Origin of the sequence: Devosia sp. YR412 (assembly GCF_900110945.1) — a bacterium.
Classification (GTDB): Bacteria; Pseudomonadota; Alphaproteobacteria; order Rhizobiales; family Devosiaceae; genus Devosia.
In genome coordinates this window covers 685,792-698,297 of the sequence record NZ_FOFL01000001.1, presented here as the reverse complement: position 1 = coordinate 698,297, position 12,506 = coordinate 685,792, and the positions used below count along the sequence as shown (strand labels likewise).

Annotated in this window: 11 protein-coding genes; 5 read left to right on the top strand and 6 right to left on the bottom strand. The window is 63.0% G+C overall.

Annotation, left to right across the window (positions count from 1 at the left end; translation table 11 throughout):
- Positions 1-17 precede the first annotated feature (17 nt).
- The 6 genes from BM045_RS03395 to BM045_RS03370 all read right to left on the bottom strand — a co-directional run bounded on the left by BM045_RS03395 (position 18) and on the right by BM045_RS03370 (position 6,418).
- Positions 18-896, bottom strand: a complete 879-nt coding sequence (locus BM045_RS03395) for a ribokinase (RefSeq protein WP_092179655.1) — start codon at positions 894-896, stop codon at positions 18-20.
- The gene (locus tag BM045_RS03390; protein WP_092179653.1) at positions 896-1,768 is read right to left on the bottom strand and encodes a MurR/RpiR family transcriptional regulator; all 873 of its coding nucleotides are present in this window, start codon (positions 1,766-1,768) and stop codon (positions 896-898) included. Before BM045_RS03390 ends, BM045_RS03395 begins: the two co-directional genes overlap by 1 nt.
- Positions 1,765-2,742 carry an ABC transporter permease gene (locus tag BM045_RS03385; protein WP_092179651.1) on the bottom strand — a complete coding sequence of 326 codons (978 nt, stop codon included), beginning with the start codon at positions 2,740-2,742 and terminating at the stop codon, positions 1,765-1,767. Before BM045_RS03385 ends, BM045_RS03390 begins: the two co-directional genes overlap by 4 nt.
- Positions 2,743-2,752: 10 nt before the next feature.
- The gene (locus BM045_RS03380) at positions 2,753-4,282 is read right to left on the bottom strand and encodes a sugar ABC transporter ATP-binding protein (RefSeq protein WP_092179650.1); all 1,530 of its coding nucleotides are present in this window, start codon (positions 4,280-4,282) and stop codon (positions 2,753-2,755) included.
- Between the two features lie 63 nt (positions 4,283-4,345).
- Positions 4,346-5,404: a sugar ABC transporter substrate-binding protein gene (locus BM045_RS03375; protein WP_092179648.1), complete on the bottom strand. Its 1,059-nt coding sequence runs from the start codon at positions 5,402-5,404 to the stop codon at positions 4,346-4,348.
- Positions 5,405-5,437: 33 nt separating this feature from the next.
- Complete coding sequence (locus BM045_RS03370; protein ID WP_210184985.1) at positions 5,438-6,418, bottom strand: sugar phosphate isomerase/epimerase family protein; 981 nt, start codon at positions 6,416-6,418, stop codon at positions 5,438-5,440.
- Positions 6,419-6,855: 437 nt separating this feature from the next.
- Between BM045_RS03370 and BM045_RS03365 the strand changes: the two genes are divergently transcribed.
- The 5 genes from BM045_RS03365 to iolG all read left to right on the top strand — a co-directional run bounded on the left by BM045_RS03365 (position 6,856) and on the right by iolG (position 12,456).
- Positions 6,856-7,653: a TIM barrel protein gene (locus BM045_RS03365; RefSeq protein WP_092180874.1), complete on the top strand. Its 798-nt coding sequence runs from the start codon at positions 6,856-6,858 to the stop codon at positions 7,651-7,653.
- A 79-nt stretch (positions 7,654-7,732) separates the two neighbouring features.
- The gene (locus BM045_RS03360; protein WP_092179644.1) at positions 7,733-8,686 is read left to right on the top strand and encodes a sugar ABC transporter substrate-binding protein; all 954 of its coding nucleotides are present in this window, start codon (positions 7,733-7,735) and stop codon (positions 8,684-8,686) included.
- 92 nt (positions 8,687-8,778) lie between these two features.
- Positions 8,779-10,317 (top strand): sugar ABC transporter ATP-binding protein, encoded by a 1,539-nt coding sequence (locus BM045_RS03355; protein WP_244522862.1) that lies wholly within the window; start codon positions 8,779-8,781, stop codon positions 10,315-10,317.
- Between the two features lie 37 nt (positions 10,318-10,354).
- Positions 10,355-11,371 carry an ABC transporter permease gene (locus tag BM045_RS03350; protein WP_092179642.1) on the top strand — a complete coding sequence of 339 codons (1,017 nt, stop codon included), beginning with the start codon at positions 10,355-10,357 and terminating at the stop codon, positions 11,369-11,371.
- 47 nt (positions 11,372-11,418) lie between these two features.
- Positions 11,419-12,456, top strand: coding sequence for an inositol 2-dehydrogenase (gene iolG / locus BM045_RS03345; RefSeq protein ID WP_092179640.1), 1,038 nt, complete (start codon positions 11,419-11,421; stop codon positions 12,454-12,456).
- Positions 12,457-12,506 lie beyond the last annotated feature (50 nt).

The following is a 12,506-nucleotide window of genomic DNA, read 5'->3' as shown; positions in this document are numbered from 1 at the left end:
GGGCGGCCGAGACCAGACTAGCGCTGGTCTTCCGGCGTGCTGACCAGGAGGGCCGCAGCTTCATTGGCAGCATTCAACGCAGCCTCAATGTCGAGACCGCGCCACAGGGCGGCGGTGAGAGCGCCGATGAATTCGTCGCCGGCGCCATGCGTGCTGGCGACGACGATCTTCTTGGCCGGAATGCTGACGCGCTGGCCGGAGCGATCGGCATAGGCGCAGCCCTCGCCACCGGCGGTCACCACCACGGCGCGGCTGCGCTCCAGCAGTTTAATCGCCGCAGCCATGGCGCCAGCGAGCGTTTCGACCACAGGCGTCGCAGCCAGCATTTCCGCTTCGATGGCGTTGACGACGAGAATGTCGACGAGGTCGAGCACCTCCTGCGCCACGGGACGGGCAGGGGCGGCATTGAGCACGACCTTGCCGCCGGCAGCCTGCATCAGCCGGGCACCGGCCAGGTTGACCGGCTCCGGCACTTCGCTCTGCAACACCAGCCAGCTGCCGGCGTCCCAGCCCTGGTTGGACAGGGCCGTGGGATCGATCTTGAGATTGGAGCCCGAGACGATGACGGCGCCGTAATCGCCTTCGCCGTCGAAAATCGCGACGCTCATGCCCGAGGTTTCGCCGGGCAGCACAGCCAGCGCCGAAACGTCGACTTTGTTGCTGGTCAAATTGCCGAGCAAGGCCGTGCCGAAGTCATCGTCGCCCACGGCGCCGATCATCCGCACAGGCGCACCGGCCCGCGCTGCTGACACGGCCTGGTTGCCGCCCTTGCCGCCGCATTTGGGCGCCCAGGCCGTACCTGTCACCGTCTCGCCCTTGCGGGGACGACCGGGGCCATGGACGATGATGTCATAATGCAGGCTGCCCAGGACGATAACGGGCGAAGAAATTGGCATCAGGAACGGTCTTTGCGTTTGGAGGTGACGGCGGCCATGGTGCGCTCGAGATTGACCTCGGCAGCGGTGTAGTCTCGTTGTGCCACGGCGACGAAAAGGGCATCGAGGATATTGAGCTGGGCAATGCGCGCGGCGGCGTTCTCGCCCATCAGCGGCGAACCTTGCGCGGTGGAGCAGAGCACGATGTCGGCAATTTCGGCCAGCGGCGAGGAATTGTAATTGGTGACGACAATGGTGCGGGCGCCGCTCTTGCGGGCCAGCTGGATGGCATCGATCACCGCCGTGGTGCGGCCGGAATGGGAAAAGCCGATGGCGACATCGTCGGGCCCGAGCAGCGCCGCCGACATCAGCATCATATGGGAATCGTCCTGCACCGAGCTGCGAATGCCGATGCGCAGGAATTTATGCGCCACGTCGCGGGCGATCTGGGCCGAGCCGCCCACACCATAGAAGTCGCGGTTGCGCGCATTCTTGACCAGGTCGGCAGCGCGATCGAAAGCCGCGACATCGATGATGGCGAGGGTTTCTTCCAGGGCCTGGATCGAGGTGCGGAATACCTTTTGCAGGATCGCTTCGGAACTGTCGTCGGCCGACAGTTCCTCATGCATTTCGGCAGTGGGCGAGCGCTTGTATTCGGCCACGGCGGTGCGGAAATCGCGGAAGCCGGAAAAGCCCAGCTTTTTGGCGATTTTGACCACCAGCGCCTCGGAGACGCCGGCATCGGTGGCGATCTGGTTGAGCGCCGTGCGCTCGGTGAACGAGCGCAGGCCGAACACCGTTTCCACCACGCGCAGTTCGAGCGGTGTCAACAGGGGCAGGCGCATGCGGATCCTGGGGCCAATGGCCCGCAGGTCCAGCTCGTCTATGCTCATTCGCGTCCTCGTGTGGCCCGATCGATCAACATGGCGGCGAGGATGATGAGGCCCGTCGCCAGCAGCTGATAGAAGGACTGCACGTTCATCAAGGTCAAGCCGTTGCGCATGGCCCCGAGGATGATTGCCCCCAGGATCGTGCCGACGACGCTGCCCTTGCCGCCCATCAGCGAGGCGCCGCCGATGGCTGCGGCTGCGATGGCGTCAAGCTCCCAGAGATTGCCGAGGATCGGCTCGGCAGCGCCGAGGCGGCCGATCAGGATCATGGCGGCGAGAGCGGCCAGCGTGCCCGAGATGACATAGGCGGCGATCTTGGTACGGGCGATCGGCACGCCGGCGATGTGGGCAGCTTCTTCATTGCCACCGACGGCCAGCAGATATTCGCCAAACGGGGTCTTCTTGAGCACGCCCCAGGCGATCAGCGCGACCACGGCGACGATAACCACCGGGGTCGGAATGCCGAACAGCGAGCCATTGAAGATGGCGCGGAAGCTGTCGGGAATGCCCAGCACCGGATTGCCGCCGGTATAGATCAGGGCGAGCGCGCGGAAGGTGCTGAGCGTGCCCAGCGTAACGATGAAGGGCTGCAGGCCAACAATGGCGACCATGAAGCCGTTGAACAGGCCGCAGGCGGCGCCGAGCGCCAGGCCGGCGGCGATGGCCACGGGTGCGGGCACGCCCAGCACCAGCAGCGTTGCGGTCAGCACGGCGGAGAGCGCAGCGGTCGGGCCGACCGACAGGTCGATGCCGCCCGAAATGATCACCAGCGTCATGCCAAGCGCCAGGCAGGCATTGATGCTGGACTGCTGCAGGATGTTGAGCAGGTTGCGCTCGGAGAGGAAGCCCGGGACCAGGATGGCGAAGACCGCCATGATGACCACGAGGCCGATCAGCGTGCCGGCGTCGCGCACCGAAAAGCGCGAGAACACGGTCTCGAAAAAGCCGGCGTCCGGCTTGGCATTTGCTTGGCTCATGATGACAGTCTCAATTGGCCAGCGGCGCGGCAGGTGTGCCGGCGGCCGTAGCGGGGGATTGGGGAATGGCGTGGGAGGCAATGGCCTCCTCGGTGATGGCGTCGCCGCTCAATTCGGCGGCCAGCTGACCCTCGCGCATGACCAGCACGCGGTCGGAGAGGCGAATGACTTCGGGCAGTTCGGAGGAGACGACGATGACCGACTTGCCTTCCTGGGCGAGCTTTTCGATCAGCGCGTATATCTCGGCCTTGGCGCCGACGTCGATGCCACGGGTCGGTTCGTCAAAGAGGAAGATGCGGGTCTCGGCGGCGAGCCAGCGGCTGATGATGGCCTTCTGCTGGTTGCCACCGCTGAAGCGGCGGATTTCGCGTTCGGGGGCAAACGGGCGCAGGCCGGTTTCCTTGAGCGTCGTTGCCGAGACGGCCTTGAGCGCGCGGCTATTGACCACGCCGTGTGGCGCAAACCGGCTCATCGAGGCCAGGGCAATATTGTTGCGCACCGAGCGCAGCGGAATAATGCCCTCGCGCTTGCGCTCTTCGGGGACAAGGCCAATGCCGCTGGCAATGGCTTCGCGCGGCGATTTCAGCGCCACGGGTTTGCCATCGATGCTCACATCGCCAGCCGAACGCTGGTCGGCGCCGGCGATCAGGCGCAGCAATTCGGTGCGGCCGGAACCGACGAGGCCGGCAATGCCGAGAACTTCGCCCTTGTGCAGGGTCAGCGACACATCGCGCACTTTCGCGGCGGAGGAGAGGTTGGTCGCTTCAAGCACCACCTGGTCGGTGGCAAAACTGGTGTGGGTCTGCTGCGACAGCTCGCGGCCAACCATCATGGAAACCACCGACTTCTGGTCGGTTTCCTTCATGTCGACGCTGCCGACCAGCTGGCCGTCGCGCATGATCGACGAGCGCGAGCAGATGCGGAAGATCTCGTCCATCTTGTGCGAGACATAGACCACCGAGACGCCCCGCGCCGAGAGATCGAAGATGATCTCGGCCAGGCGGTCGAATTCGGCGGGCGTCAGGCTTGAGGTCGGCTCGTCCATGGCGACCAGCTTGGCGTCTTCGAGCAGGGCGCGGGCGATCTCGACGATCTGGCGCTGCGCCACCTTGAGCTTGCCGATCGGTGCGGATGGATCAATGGACGGGTCGATGGCGCGCAAAGCCTGCGCAGCCAGCCGCTCCTGTTCGCGGTGATCGACGATCATGCCGAGATGGGTGAGGGGACGACCAAGGAACATGTTCTGCGCCACGGTAAGGCGCGGCACCTGCTGCAGTTCCTGGTGGATCATGGCGATGCCGGCGCGACGCGCGGCCACCGGGCCATGCGCATCGACGGGCTTGCCATCGATCAGCACGCGGCCATCGGTCGGGCGAAACACGCCGGAGAGAATCTTGAGCAAGGTGGACTTGCCGGCCCCGTTTTCGCCGAGCAGGCCATGCACCTCGCCGGGCGCCACATCGAAAGACACGCCCTTGAGCACCTGCACGGGGCCAAAGGATTTGGTGACGGCTTCGAAGGCCAGACGCGGCACGGTCATGTTGGGCTCCTGAACGGAAGGTGGCGCCGGCAGCTTTTGGCCGCCGACGCCGGGGAGGGAGTTTTAGTGGGCGGCAGCGTCTTCGATCAGCACGGCGCGCAGATCGACGCCCTCACCCGAATAACGGTCGACATTGTCAGCGGTGATCAGCGCCTGGGGCGTTGCCACCACGCGGGGCAGATCCTGGCCGCCGACGAGGCGCAGCGCAACTTCCATGGCGACCTCACCGGTCATCACGGCAAAGCTGTCCACGGTGCCGGTCAGATCGCCAGCGCGGATCGAGGCATAGGCATCGGAAATGCCGTCGGTGCCGAACACCGCAACCTGGTCCTTGAGATTGGCCGCCTTGACGGCTTCCACCACGCCCAGCGCCATGCCGTCGTTATTGGAATAGAAGCCGATCAGGTCGGGATGCTGGTTGAGGATATTGGTGGCCGCGTCATAGGACAGCTGGCGATCCCAATTGCCCGGAACGCTGGCGACGACTTCGAACTTGCCGCTTTCGAGGATCGTGGCAGTGAAGCCATCGGTGCGCTGCACGGCGGCAAACACGCCCGGCTGACCTTCGATCACCGCGACCTTGCCGCCTTCGGGATGGTTCTCGATGAACCAGTTGGCGACGCGCACGCCATTGTCGCGCTGCACATTGCCAACATAGTGGGCAACGCCCGGGATCACGGCGTCATTGACGTTGACCACCGGGATATTGGCGGCAGCGGCCTGTTCCAGCACCGGCTGCAGGTTGGCGTCGGTCTGCGGCGATAGCAGCAGCACGTTGAAGCCGGTGGTGACCATGCCTTCGGCAATGGTCAGCTGGCCGAGCTGGTCGCCTTCGCTCTGCGCGGCCTGGTAGGCCAGCGTCACGCCATTGGCGTCGGCAAAGTTCTGGTAGCCTTCGCCGAGCGAGCGCCAATATTCATTGGTCAGCGTCTTGGAAACGCCTCCGGCGCGGGTGCCCTCGGGCAGGGCGGGCAGCGGGCCAAAGGTCGATTCAAGCGCCGACCAGTCGATACGGTCAGTCTCGGTATCGGAGTTCAGCGGCGCCAGATCCTGCGCGAAAGCGCTGCTCAGGCTGGTTGCTAACAGGGCAACAGCAAGGGTCGTCTTGAGAACAGAGTTCATTGTGGGTCCTCCCCAATGGTGGTGATTGTCGTCTTATGCGTCGCGGCGGAGCATCAGATTCTGGATGATGCCCTGCGCCTCCACGGCATCCTGCTTGTCGATCGCGGCGGCGAGGCCATTGTCGCGTTCGATCGCATCCACCACGCTCAGCATGCGCTTGACCGTGGCGATGTTGACTTCGCATTCCCGCACCGGATCGAGACCGGTCATGTCCGGGAACGTGTCGAAATAGATGGCGCCGTCATAGCCGTCCTTGCGGACCTGACGGAGCAGTTCGATGGTCTGCAGCGTATGCACCGCGCCGACCATCAGGCCGTCGTCGCGCTTGGCATAGCCATCGTTGAGATGAAGGCCCAGCACCTTGGAATGGCGGGCGATCAGTGCCGCGGCAAAGGCCGGCTGTTCGTCGGCATAGAGCACATGGGCAAAATCCAGCGTCACGCCGAGGTTGGGCAGGCCGACTTCCTTGATTGCCAGCAAGGTGGTGGCCGCATCGGGCATCAGCGAATAGGAGCGCGGCTCGTTGGGCTTGTATTCGAGGCTGATCTGGCAATCCGGATCATGTTCGGCAACTTCACGGATACCGTCGATTTCGTGTTGCCACAGCGTGCCATAGTCGGCCTGGAAGGCATAATCGAAGCCATCCTGGCCCAGCCACAGCGTCATCAGCGAAGCGCCGGTCTCGCGCGCCGCGTCAATGCCCTTCTTGGTCAGGTCGATCGCTTCACGACGGACGGCAGCGTCCGGATTGGTGAAGGCGCCCATCTTGAAGGCCGGATTGCTGTAGTAACGCATGGCAAAGCCATTGATAGCGAGGCCTAGATCGCCCAGTTCGCGGGCGATCTGCTTGGGATCAATGCCGACATGGTCGGGATAGTTGAGGTCGAGATCGGTCAAGCCATCGACCGAGGCCGCGCGCTGCGCCATCTGCATCATGGACGGCTTGCCCTTCTGGTCCGGCCAGGCGAGATGCGCGGCGGAGGCAAAGGAGTTCAGGCGGGTGGCAAAACGCAGATCGGACAAAACAGAGCCTCTTCATAACTTCACGAACTGTATTGCATTCGTGAAGTATGATTGCAAGCCTGATCTGCGCCTGATGCATGCAATCCCTGTTCGGGTATCTGCAGTGCTGGAATTTGGCTCAGGCGGACCAGCATGAGGTTGGCTGCAGGCAGGAGCGAAGTTCGCGCCTCGATGCCGGTTATCTCGCCTCGGAGAGTCGCAAGGTCGTGGGTCGGCTTCTTCCTGTTCGATAAACAGTGGCCCGAGAACATGTGGTCGCTAACAGTGCCGAAATTTGGTCGAAAAGATGCGATTTTGGAATGAATATTCCGCATTGACAATTTTACGGAACCTGTGTTTCATTTGGGTCAAGAAATGACCGGGCTCAAAAAACCTGCCTGGCGTGATGGGGAGTTAGGGACTTGTCGTTCGCCTTTGCGATCAACCACATGACCGCACCGCAGCTCACGCTGGCCGCGTTCTTTGCACTGGCCGCCCGGATCGGCGTGCCACAGGTGGAAATCCGCAACGACATCGCTGGAAATGCCATCCTTGATGGGCTGCCGGCATCCAGCGTCCGCCAGCTCGCACTGGACACTGATGTGTCCATCATTTCCATCAACGCCTTACAGCAGTTCAATATCTGGTCCGAGGTTCGCGCCGCTGAGGCAGAAGAGCTGGCCGCTTATTGTGCCGGGAGCGGCGCCAGGGCGCTGGTGCTCGTGGCTGACAATTCCGGGCAGGCATTCGACAGTGCGACGCGGATCGCCAAGGCGACCGAAGCGCTGATCGGCCTGGCGCCCATCCTGCGTAAGCATGGTATCACCGGCCTCGTCGAATGCCTGGGCTTTGAGAGCTGCACGTTGCGGTCCAAGCGCGAAGCCGTTGCGGCTATCGACGCCGCCGGTGGCCGCGAGGTGTTCCGGCTGACGCATGACACATTCCATCACCATCTGGCCGGCGAGCCTGAGCTGTTTCCCGAACTGACGGGGCTGGTGCACATTTCCGGTGTCGAGGATCCAGATATTGCCGTCCGTGACATGCGCGACAGCCATCGCCTGTTGGTTGGCCCCAGGGATCGCCTCGACACTATCGGCCAGATCGCGGCGCTGCGCCGCGGTGGTTATTCTGGTCCGCTATCATTTGAACCCTTTGCCGAGGACCTGCGTCACTTGGCCGATCCGGCCGGGGCGGTGGAGGAATCCATGGCCTACATAAAAGACGGTCTGAAGGCCCGCGCGGCCTAAGGCCCAACTATTCCCGCAAAAGGGAAATCCGGAAAAAACGGGGTGCGAACCGGACACCCGCTCTGTGGAGGAGAACACTATGAAGAAGATTGCGCTGGCCGCTCTGGCCACGACAATGCTGTCCACCGGCTTTGCCGGCGCTGCTTATGCCGAGACTGTCGGCGTCACCATGGCCGCCTTCGACGACAATTTCCTCACCGTGCTGCGCAATGGCATGCAGGATTACGGCGCTACCCTCGATGGCGTCGAACTGCAGGTCGAAGACGCGCAGAACGACGTGTCCAAGCAGATGAGCCAGATCCAGAATTTCATCGCTTCGGGAGTCGATGCCATCATTGTCAATCCGGTCGATACCGACGCCACCGCGCCGATGTCCCAGCTGGCCGCCGATGCCGGCATTCCGCTGGTCTACGTCAATCGCCAGCCGATCAACCTGGACGCCCTGCCGGAAAACCAGGCCTTCGTGGCCTCCAATGAAGTGGACTCCGGTACGCTCGAGACCAAGGAAGTCTGTCGCCTGTTGACCGAGGCCGGCAAGACGGAAGCCAATATCGTCGTCCTGATGGGCGAACTCTCCAACCAGGCCGCCCGCCAACGCACCCAAGACGTGCATGACGTGATCGCCACGCCCGAATGCTCCTTCATGAAGATCGCCGACGAGCAGACTGGCAATTGGTCGCGCCAGCAGGGCGCCGATCTTGTCACCAACTGGCTCTCGGCCGGCATCCAGTTCGATGCCGTCATTGCCAATAACGACGAAATGGCCATCGGCGCCATCCAGGCCCTCAAGGCTGGCGGGATCGCCATGGATGCCGTGATCGTTGGCGGTGTGGATGCCACGGCCGACGCTCTGGCTGCCATGGAAGCCGGCGATCTCGACGTCACCGTGTTCCAGAACGCTGCCGCCCAGGGCTCCGGCTCGCTCGATGCTGCTTTGGCCCTGGCCCGTGGAGAAAAGGTCGAACGCGAAGTCTGGGTGCCCTTCGAGCTGGTGACCCCGGAAAACCTGGCCAACTACCAGGCCAAGAACTAGTCCGTTTCGTCTTCGCTACAGATGACTAGATGCGCCGTCTCGACGGCGCATCCTCCTCCAACCACGCCGCAAAAGCGCAGGGAGACATAGCGATGGTTAGTCCGCAGACGATGCGTGCGGTCCGCGAAAGCGGCGCTGTGCCCAACGCGCCCTATCTCCTCGAGATCAAGAATGCGCGCAAGGAATTCCCCGGCGTGGTGGCGCTCGACGATGTGTCGCTGCAGCTGCGCCGTGGCACCGTGCATGCCCTGATGGGCGAGAATGGCGCCGGCAAGTCGACGCTGATGAAGATCATCGCCGGCATCTATACGCCTGACAGTGGCAGCGTCACCCTGCGCGGCGCTGACATCCGCCTCAAGTCGCCGCTCGATGCGCTGGAAAACGGCATTGCCATGATCCATCAGGAACTCAACCTGATGCCATGGATGACGGTAGCGGAAAACATCTGGATCCGGCGGGAGCCGCTCAACCGCTTCGGCTTCGTCAACCACGGCCAGCTCAACCGCCAGACCGAAGAGCTTTTCGCCCGCCTCAATATCGATATCGATCCCGAAGTGCAGGTTTCGACGCTCTCCGTCGCCAGCCGCCAGATGATCGAGATCGCCAAGGCCGTCTCCTACGAGAGCGACGTGCTGATCATGGACGAGCCCACCTCGGCCCTGACCGAGACTGAGGTCGCCCACCTGTTCCGCATCATCCGCGACCTGCGCGACCAGGGCAAAGGCATCATCTACATCACCCACAAGATGAGCGAACTGTTCGATATCGCCGACGAGTTCTCGGTGTTCCGCGATGGCCGCTACATCGGCACCCATGCTTCGACGGACGTGACCCGCGACGAGATCATCCGCATGATGGTCGGGCGCGAAATCATCCAGATGTTCCCCAAGGAAGACGTGCCGATCGGCGAGGTGGTGCTCTCGATAAAGGACCTCAGCCTCGACGGCGTCTTTTCCGACATTTCCTTCGACGTTCGCGCCGGTGAAATCCTCGGCATTGCCGGCCTCGTCGGTTCAGGCCGCTCGAATGTCGCCGAGACCATTTTCGGCGTCACGCCCGCTTCGAGCGGCACGATTTCCATCAATGGCCAGTTGGTGGACATTTCCTCGCCCACGGTCGCCATCCAGAACGGCATGGCCTTCATCACCGAGGACCGCAAGGAAACCGGGTGCCTGTTGATGCTCGACATCCAGGAAAACATGCAACTGGCCGTGTTGCAGGACAAATACACCCGCTTTGGTTTCGTCACGCAGGGCAAGCTCAGCGCGGTCTGTGAGGACATGAGCCAAAAGCTTCGGGTCAAGACGCCGAGTCTCGACGAGCGGGTCGAAAACCTTTCCGGCGGCAACCAGCAGAAGGTGCTTATCGGCCGCTGGCTGCTGACCAACCCCAAAATTCTCATTCTCGACGAGCCGACGCGCGGCATTGACGTCGGGGCCAAGGCCGAGATCCACAAGCTGGTGACCCAACTGGTGCGCCAGGGTGTCGCCGTGATCATGATCTCGTCCGAACTGCCCGAAGTGCTCGGCATGAGCGACCGCATCATGGTCATGCACCACGGTCGTGCCACCGGTTTCCTGGATCGCAGCGAAGCTGACCAGGTCAAGATCATGGAACTGGCGGCGCAATGACCCATCCATTCAATTCTGCCGCGGGGAGGAACCAGCCATGACCACCACTTCCGAAAGCCTTGCACCCGCGCGGGTCCGCCGCCGCAAGCTGCCGACCGAGCTGTCCATCCTGCTGGTCCTGGCTGGCATCGCACTGACCTTTGAACTGCTCGGCTGGATCTTCGTTGGCCAGTCTTTCCTGCTCAACCAGCAGCGCCTAACCATCATGATCCTGCAGGTTTCGGTCGTCGGCATCATTGCGGTCGGCGTGACTCAAGTGATCATTACCGGTGGCATCGACCTGAGTTCTGGCTCGGTGGTGGGCATGACGGCGATGATCGCCGCCAGCTTTGCCCAGAGCGCCGACTGGGCCCGTCCGGTCTATCCCGGTCTCGTCGGCCTGCCGGTGTTCATTCCGCTGCTGATCGGCCTCGCCATCGGCACGCTGGCCGGCATCATCAATGGCTCGCTGATTTCCTACACCAAGATTCCGCCCTTTATCGCCACTCTGGGCATGATGGTGTCGGCGCGCGGCGTGGCCAAATGGTACACCAAGGGCCAGCCGGTATCGGGCCTGACGCCCGACTTCACCTCCATTGGCTACAGCATCTGGCCGGTGGTGATCTTCCTCGGCGTGGCGCTGATCTTCCACATCGCCCTGCGCTATACCCGCTATGGCAAGTTCACCTATGCCATCGGCGCCAACCCACAGGCCGCCCGCGTCTCGGGTATCAATATCGAAAAGCACCTGATCAAGGTCTATGCCATCGCCGGCATGCTGGCGGGCCTCGCCGGTCTCGTCACCGCAGCCCGCGCCCAGACGGCCCAGGCCGGCATGGGCGTTATGTATGAACTCGATGCGATCGCGGCAGCCGTCATCGGCGGCACTTCGCTCTCGGGCGGCAAGGGGCGCATCACCGGCACGGTGATCGGTACGATCATCCTCGGCACCATGACCTCGGGCTTCACCTTCCTGCGCGTCGATGCCTATTATCAGGAGATCATCAAGGGCATGATCATCGTTGCCGCCGTGGTGGCCGACCAGTACCGCCAGCAAAAGCGCAAAAAGGTCTGATCCTTTCATTCCGCGCCACCTCCCGGCGCATTCTACCGGAGACTATCATGACTGTTCGTTTCGGCCTGCTCGGCGCCGGCCGCATCGGCAAGGTTCACGCCAAGGCCATCACCTCCAGCTCCAAGGCCCAGCTCGTCGCCGTGGCCGACGCCTTCGAAAAGGCCGCCAGCGAACTGGCCGGCCAGTATGGCGCCGAAGTGCGCAGCGTCGAGGCCATCCTCAACGCGGCCGATATCGATGCCGTGGTGATCTGCACCCCCACTGATACCCATGCCGACCTGATCGAAAAATTCTCCCGCGCCGGCAAGGCGATCTTTTGCGAAAAGCCGATCGATCTCGATGTCGAGCGGGTGAAGGCCTGCCTCAAGGTCGTCGATGCGGAAGGCGCCACCCTGATGGTCGGCTTCAACCGGCGCTTTGATCCGCATTTCCAGGCGGTGCGCGATGTCATCGCCAAGGGCGAGATCGGCGCCGTGGAAATGGTCACCATTGTCTCGCGCGATCCCGGCGCCCCGCCGGTCGACTATATCAAGCGCTCGGGCGGCATTTTCCGCGACATGACCATTCACGACTTCGACATGGCCCGCTGGCTGCTCGGCGAGGAGATCGAGACCGTCACCGCCCAGGCCTCGGTGCTGGTCGATCCGGCCATCGGCACGGCCGGGGATTATGACTCGGTTTCGGTCATGCTCGCCACTGCCTCGGGCAAGCATGCCACTATTTCCAACTCCCGCCGCGCTACCTATGGCTATGACCAGCGCATCGAAGTGCATGGCTCCAAGGGCGCCGTCTCGGCGGAAAACCAGCGCCCGGTCGCCATCGAAGTCGCCAATGCATCCGGCTACACCCGCCCGCCGCTGCACGACTTCTTCATGACCCGCTACACCGAAGCCTATGCTCGCGAAATCAGTACCTTCATCGATGCCGTTGAATCCAAGTCGCCAGCCTCGCCGAGCGGCCTCGATGGCCTGATCGCGCTGGCCCTGGCCGATGCGGCCGTCAAGTCAGTCCGGGAAGGTCGGGCCGTCAAGGTCAGCGAAGTCACCGGCGCTTTGGCCGACAAAAGTGTGTTCCAGGGCCGCTGATCTCCCGCAGCCGTCCCGATGCGAAAGGGCGCCCCGCGGCGCCCTTTTTG